The organism is Corynebacterium sp. HMSC059E07 (assembly GCF_001814395.1).
GTDB lineage: Bacteria > Actinomycetota > Actinomycetes > Mycobacteriales > Mycobacteriaceae > Corynebacterium > Corynebacterium hesseae.
The window spans coordinates 1-2382 of record NZ_KV816299.1; the positions used below are offsets into that span (position 1 = coordinate 1).

The window sequence follows — 2382 nt, forward strand, 5'->3', positions numbered from 1 at the left end:
ACTCCGTGTCCAAAAAGTCCCTAGACATCACAACCGCAGACTAGCTTTTGGCTAAGCGACGGGCTGAATCGAGTCTCCTGTAATCGCGGTGGGGCCAGACAGAGCGAAATAGGTGTGAATCGAGTTGTCTGATGTGAAGCGTTGGACCTGCATACACCCCAAAAAGGGTTAGTTTTTGAAGTTATAAATAGCTGCGCATTGCCAAAGTTGGGGAGTCGAGTATTGTCCAGGGCTGGAGCAGTCTTTGCTTTCGCTTCCTTTTTTTCTACGGAGACATTCATGAAAATCTCAAAAACCCTAGCCACCAAGACGTGTGCTTTAGTATCTGCCACTGCCTTAGCCACGGCAGCTGTGGTTGCGCTTCCGACGAACGAATCTAAAGCAGCGCTGACGGACCCAAGTTTGACTACTCGTCACGGCGACGATCTAGGTAAGGGGCCTCAAGCGTCAATTACCCTTAACACTGACAAGGAAAAGGTTCATCCTGGTGACGACGTGACCGCCACTGTGGAATTGGAGGGAAAGGTTCCATTCCCTGCAATCGGTCAGTGGAAATACGGTGAATCAGATGCCACCGCGGTCATCTTCGAGCTTCAGGTTGATCGGAAGCTGAAGGTTCGCGACGCCGATCAGTTGTCCTTCAACTGGGCGGATGGGCAAACCCGTACTCCCAAATTTGTCAATGTGAATGAGGAAGACAACCTTATTTCGTTTGAGTTCACGCCTGAAGAACTTAGACTCGGACCAAATCCTTCTATGACAGTTGAGATTCCGGTGACGGTCAATGAGGAAGCCAATGCCGGTGATGAACTAGGAATCGCCGTGGGCACGGAGGTTGATATTCGTCCGACGCTCGACTGGACTTGGAACGACTGGAAGATGTCCGATGCTCCGAACGGCGACCAGTGCCTTCGTGTAGCAACGGGCGATCTTAAGTTTGAAAACCCGGGTCAGTATGGTACTTGGTTGGCGGATCTATGGCTGGGTACCGATACCGAAAAATTTGAGTTGGAAGAGCCTGCGTCTTTTACCGTCACCGATAAGAGTGGTGGTGAGTTTACGGACAATGTGTTCCAAGGCCCGAGCTATCCTGTTTCGACGCTCAATCCTCAAGAATCACCGACCATTTGGACGGGAGCTGACGGTACAGACCTACAAGACTACCGCTGGCTGCAAAGGTTCCAGTGGAAGATTAACGAAAAAGAGTTTGCTGGTGACGTCTGGATTCCGGAAGGTTCGACCATTCACATTGAGCAGTTGGTTCGGTCCAAAGATTGCACCTTCGATCTAGCAACCGAGCACTTTGGGGCAAAGGTTGAGAGCCGTAATTCGCCTTTGTTTGCTCAGGATCGTGCCGCTGCAGCACTGACGGTCGAGGAAGAACCCAAGCCTGAAGAACCGAGCTCGGAGCCGTCTGATTCGGAAGAGCCGAGCCCGGAGCCGTCTGATTCGGAAGAGCCGACGCCGACGACTGAGGATTCCCCGTTTGAGCCGGCACCGAAGCCGTCGAAGACTCCTGAGGAGTGTGTGCCGAGTACTACGACGACGACAGTTACTCCTTCGGAGACTGAACCGGAGGGAACTGAAAGCACTGTGACTACGTCGGTGACTGAGTCTGAGGACACTGCGACGCCTACGACTACGACGCCGAGCGAGGATGATCCGTGTCCTCCGGTGACTGTAACTTCGACGGCTACGACCACCGAGGTTAACGAAACCCCAGCTGAATCTACGACTGCGGAGCCGAGCAGCCCCGAAGACACAACCACTCCTGAGACGTCCACGCCAGCTCCGGAACCATCAGAGCCGGAAAAGCCTGAAGGTGACAAGCCCAAGGAAGGCTCTAGCGCATGGGGACTTCTTCTCCCACTGGTACCACTGGCAATTGTTCCGCTCCTGATGAAGCACCACCAACCGGATACTACGCCGAAAGAAGCTCCAAAGGAGCAGCCGAAGCAGGAGCAGCCGAAGCAGGAGCAGCCGAAGCAGGAACAGCCTGCTAGGGAAGTAACGGAGCAACCATCCGACGTTTCTGCATCAACGCCTGAGCGCTCCAATTCTGTGGAGAACCAAGATAGCCCATCATCGCGCGTTCTTGCGGATACCGGTGCGAATGTAAAGACCATCGCTGGCCTTGCACTGGCACTACTAGTAGCGGCAATCATGCTTCTGTGGTTCGCACGCCGTAAGGAGTCCTAGCGAAACTAGGTCCCTTGACTGACGAAAGCCCGAGCTTCAGTTTTTGAACTCGGGCTTTTGTCGTTTTGCTCTTTACCCCCTATTTGGCTCTCTTCCTGCATAGAGAAGGAGTATTGCAGCGTAGCTTAATTCACGGCTGGATACTCAACGCTGGCCGAGGCTTTCGGCACGGTCACCGCAGAT

1 protein-coding gene is annotated in these 2382 nt (G+C 53.6%); it reads left to right on the forward strand.

Features of this window, described 5'->3' with window-relative positions:
- Window positions 1-279 precede the first annotated feature (279 nt).
- The gene (locus HMPREF2967_RS05855) at window positions 280-2199 is read left to right on the forward strand and encodes a COG1361 family protein (protein WP_070685454.1); all 1920 of its coding nucleotides are present in this window, start codon (window positions 280-282) and stop codon (window positions 2197-2199) included.
- Window positions 2200-2382: the final 183 nt, after the last annotated feature.

Coding starts and splice junctions, on each gene's coding strand:
- HMPREF2967_RS05855 (WP_070685454.1), top strand. CDS start 280: ATGAAAATCTCAAAAACCCTAGCCACCAAGACGTGTGCTTTAGTATCT.